Source organism: Microcystis sp. LE19-131.1A, from assembly GCF_027532015.1.
Lineage (GTDB): Bacteria > Cyanobacteriota > Cyanobacteriia > Cyanobacteriales > Microcystaceae > Microcystis > Microcystis ichthyoblabe_A.
Genome location: NZ_JAPZSS010000303.1, coordinates 1 through 4,298 on the forward strand (window position 1 = coordinate 1; position 4,298 = coordinate 4,298).

Here is a 4,298-nt window from a genome sequence, read left to right on the forward strand (position 1 = left end):
CTAGATTTAAGGAAATGGCAGCTAATGGCAACCCAGAAGAAGGATTGAAAATCTTGGCTAAATTTGATAAGTAGGTAGGCGTTAAAAGTTGTCAGATGCCCCCCTTATTAAGGGGGGATTAAAGGGGGGCAGGGGGGATCGGCACCCCCCTTATCAAGGGGGGACTAAGGGGGGATCGGCACCCCCCTTATCAAGGGGGGCAGGGGGGATCAGAGGCAAAATCTATCTTCAATTTAATTATAACCACTTACTTAAAAAATCTAGATTGATACCCCTATGACCGAACTTGCTCAACAAAAATGTCAACCTTATCAATCGGGTTCTTCTCCTATCACTGCCGAGGAAATTACCGCTTTACAGGCTAAAATTCCCGATTGGAATCTCTTAGAATACGAGGGTATTCCCCGTCTGCAAAAACTCTATAAATTTGCCAATTTTCAAGGGGCAATCGCCTTTACTAATGCCGTGGGAGAAGCGGCGGAAAAAGAAGGCCATCACCCAGCTTTATTGACAGAATGGGGTAAAGTTACCGTTTCTTGGTGGACCCATGACGTGGGGGGATTACATCAAAATGATTTCATCATGGCTGCCCGTACCGATGATATTTATCGCCAACAAAAGGCCTAATCGTAGGCACGAATCATCGCTTGGGTTCCCTGTTTAATTCCCTTGCCTTCGTCCAATTCCGCTACTACTTTAAATAAAGCTTCTGCTAAATCTGTCCCGGGCAGAATTTCCCCGGCTGTCTGGGCAGTTTCTTTAACTAATCGCAAATCTTTTAAAATATGTTCAATCATAAAAGCTGGCTGTAAATCTTGGGCGAGGATTTTTGGTCCCAAATTTTCCAAAGCCCAAGAACCCGCCGCCCCCGTTTTACAGACTTCTATAACTAAATTGGGGTCTAATCCTTGAATTTTTGCCATTTTTAGAGCCTCACACAGCGCCACCATGTGAACCGCCCCCAAGACTTGATTACAGAGTTTTACCGCTTGTCCGTTGCCGATTTCGCCACACCAGCGAATAGTTTTGCCCATGGCTTGAAAACAGGGCAAACAAGTCTGAAAATCCGCTTCTTTCCCCCCCACCATAATGGTTAAAGTGCCGTTTTTCGCCCCAATATCGCCCCCAGAGACGGGAGCATCGAGAAAACGGAGATTATTTTCCTCTAGCTTTTTACCAATCATCCTAGCGGCTTGAGAGCCAATGGTACTCATATCCACCACCAGAGTTCCCACCGCTGCCGATTCCATGACACCCCCCGGTCCTAAAATTACCGCTTCCACGTCAGGCACATCCCCGACGCAGGTAAAGACAATCTCGGCATCCCTGACGGCGGCGGCAATACTAGAACAAATGTTCGCACCTGATGCCCTGGCAATGATTATCCCCGGCGCTTCTGGGCTGCGATTCCAAGCATTAACAGCAAAACCTCGACCGACAAGATTAGTCGTCATCGGCGCTCCCATCACTCCTAATCCTAAAAAGGCAATTTTTTGACTCATAATTTTGGTAATCAAGGGAAAGGGGAAGTGGGGAAGTGGGGAAGTGGGGAAGTGGGGAAGTGGGGAAGTGGGGAAGTGGGGAAGCTGTCTCATCACCCTATCACCCCAAAACCCTATCACCCTATCTCCTGACAACCGACGGCTAAAATAATTCTACCATTTGCAGAAATTGGGCTTCTGAAAGGGTTTTAATGCCTAATTTTTGAGCCTTTTTGAGTTTCTCACCGGGAGCTTTACCGAGGAGAATATAATCAGTGTTCGCACTGGGGGAACCGGTAACAGTACCACCGACATTAATAATCAATGATTTCGCTTTCTCGCGACTGATTTTGCTGAAGGTTCCTAGTATAACTACGCTTTTTCCCCTTAGGGGATTTTCGGCGGATTCTTGACTCGTTTGCACTATCTTTGCTGCGGGTTGCACTTCTAAACTTGTATCGGCAACCGGGATTTTTTCTGCTGCTACTACCGGAGTTTCCTTGGCCATCACCGGGGGGGTTTCTGGTTCTTCTACCACAGGGGTTTCATCGGCCATCACCGGGGGGGTTTCTGGTTCTGCTACTACTGGAGTTTCACTAATAATTGCTTCTGGTTCATTAGTAATAATGGGAGCAGTTTGTCGAGAGAAATAGTCTCTTTCTTGCTGTAGGTTTTGAATTTTAACCTCTAAAGCGGCGATTTCTGCTTGCTTAGTTGCTAACTCGCCCTCAAACTTAATTTTTTCCTTTTCTAAAGCTTTAGCCGCCATTTTTTGGGCTTCTAAACCTTCAGTTAGTTGGCGATTTTGTTGGCTTAATTCCTCGATATGACGGGAAGTTGTGGCTTCCAATTGGTCTTTTTCGGCACTTAATTGGTGTAGTTGAATCTCTAAATTAGCAATATTTTCCCGATAGGTTTCTAACTGTTGGGGTAACTGGTTTAATCCCTGTAATTGCCCTTCTAAATCAGCAATTTTTGCCTGAGAATCAGCCAATTGTTGGGGTAACTGGGTTAATCCCTGTAATTGCCCTTCTAAATGAGCAATTTTTTCAGCAGCAGTGGTTAATTCTGCCGATAATTCCCCTTTCTGGACTTCTAAAGCTTGTAACTCCAGTTTAGCTGCTTCGAGATGAGCGCCGAGACTGTCCTTTTCGGCGGTTATGGCGGTCACTTGAGCGACGGTTTCTTGCAGTTTTATAGTTAAATTGTCGCATTCTTGCCCTAAAGAGAGCGATCGAGTTTGACTTACGGCTAAATCTTCGCTGAGAGACTTTTTTTCCCGCTCTAACCCGCTAATTTGACCCTGTAAGCTGGCTATTTCCTGCTGTCCTTGCTCATACTGTTCTGTTTGGTCAGCCAGATTCTGTTCTAGGGTTTGAATTTGACCTTGCAAGTTGGGAATTTGGGCGGCTAAATCGCTTAATTCTTGGTTTTTATGATCTAAATCGGCCACTTTCGCCCTTAATTCCTCGGCTTTTTCTATATCTTGCTGTAAGAGAGCTTTATCCTGTTCTAGGGTCTGAATTTGACTATAGAGAGAGGTGGTCTGTTTTTTGGTCAAATCAAATTGACGGTTAATTTCACCTTTTTGCTGCTCTAAAGTTTGAATTTGTGCTTCTAGGCTAGTAATTTGGGCTTTTTCTGCCTCTAACTGCTCCATCAAACCAGCTTTCTCCGCTTCTATGTCCTTAGCGGTGGTTTTCAGTTGTTCGATTTCACTCTCACCTATTTGCACAGCTTGCTGGAGGGACTGGAGAGAATTTTCTAAATCCGTAGCTTTGTGCTGTAATTGGGCGGAATGTTGTTCTATGTGAATGATTTTGGCGTGCAGCTGCTGATTTTCGTCTTTTAACTCTGATTGCGCCACGTCTAAACCCTTGACTTGAGCCAACAAATCTGAGTTACTTTGCTGTAATTGCGCTTGTGCGGCTAAAAGGGCGGTATTTTTGCTGACGAGACTAGAGCGCGACCAGAGGAATAGTCCTCCGAAAACAGCACTTAAACCTAATCCTTCATAAATTAATTCGTTGAGCATATCTACCCTCCTAGACAAGCGAAAAACAGTCACCTAACCGAACTGATGCGGCAATTTTGGTTATAGACCTACATCTCTACTTATATCAGTTACGGGGTGCATTCGGGGGAAGGGCGGGGAAAAAGTCACTTTTTTCATCCCGTTGTAAAAAGGTGATTTAGCTATTCGCGTTATGCTAATTTGTACCTGATCCCATTCTTGGGTGATTTCCAGGTCAATTTCTTCCTGATGCTCAAAATAGTAGCCCATGGCCGCAGGAGCTATGGTTGATAATTATCCATTGACCGCGATCGCCTTTTGACCTTTGACCCCTTCCCCTTGAACTGCGATCGCTGATTTGTTGATAGTCAATAATTGATTGAAAAAACACGGATGAGAAGCTAGGGACATTTCTCCTCCGCCAAGTCGCTAGAATGGGACTAGACTCCTCAAGCTTGAAGAATCTTCCTATGTCAGACGCTGTAACGATCGCCGATATTTACAAGTTATTTGAAAGAACTGAGGCCCAATTTGCCGAGTTTCAAAAGGAAGCTGATCGTCGCAGTGCCGAAGCTGATCGCCGCAGAGAGGAAGCTAATCGCACGATGGAAGAATTAAAAAAACAGGTACAAGAAACGACCAAAGCTGTTAATAACCTAACAACTCCGGCTCTTCGGGAATTGTTATGCAAATAATTAACTTAAAATAAAATTCGATGAGAGCAACTACGCTCAAAAGTAGCTGAAATTCATACAGGAAAGGACTTAAGGCACAAATAGATTAATACCAAAAGATAGACAATC

General features: G+C 44.7%; 3 protein-coding genes and 1 pseudogene. 2 read left to right on the forward strand and 2 right to left on the reverse strand.

The features are described 5' to 3' along the window. The first annotated feature begins 276 nt into the window (after positions 1-276). Positions 277-627 (forward strand): 4a-hydroxytetrahydrobiopterin dehydratase, encoded by a 351-nt coding sequence (locus O9323_RS21045; protein WP_002762185.1) that lies wholly within the window; start codon positions 277-279, stop codon positions 625-627. Here O9323_RS21045 and O9323_RS21050 read toward each other — a convergent pair. Together O9323_RS21050 and O9323_RS21055 are read right to left on the reverse strand one after the other, a co-directional pair. Next, on the reverse strand, positions 624-1,502 hold the full coding sequence (locus O9323_RS21050) for an NAD(P)-dependent oxidoreductase (protein ID WP_193977692.1): 879 nt from the start codon (positions 1,500-1,502) through the stop codon (positions 624-626). The two genes, O9323_RS21045 and O9323_RS21050, sit on opposite strands and share 4 nt — an antisense overlap. A gap of 142 nt (positions 1,503-1,644) precedes the next feature. Further along, positions 1,645-3,516, reverse strand: coding sequence for a BRCT domain-containing protein (locus O9323_RS21055; protein ID WP_193980106.1), 1,872 nt, complete (start codon positions 3,514-3,516; stop codon positions 1,645-1,647). Positions 3,517-3,965: 449 nt separating this feature from the next. Here O9323_RS21055 and O9323_RS21060 point away from each other — a divergent pair. Beyond that, positions 3,966-4,160 (forward strand): annotated as a pseudogene (locus O9323_RS21060) (DUF3782 domain-containing protein); the annotation flags it as partial. Between the last annotated feature and the right edge of the window lie 138 nt (positions 4,161-4,298).

Excerpts from the sequence above, each read along its gene's own strand:
- O9323_RS21045 (WP_002762185.1), top strand. The coding sequence starts at position 277 with ATGACCGAACTTGCTCAACAAAAATGTCAACCTTATCAATCGGGTTCT.
- O9323_RS21050 (WP_193977692.1), bottom strand. The coding sequence starts at position 1,502 with ATGAGTCAAAAAATTGCCTTTTTAGGATTAGGAGTGATGGGAGCGCCG.
- O9323_RS21055 (WP_193980106.1), bottom strand. The coding sequence starts at position 3,516 with ATGCTCAACGAATTAATTTATGAAGGATTAGGTTTAAGTGCTGTTTTC.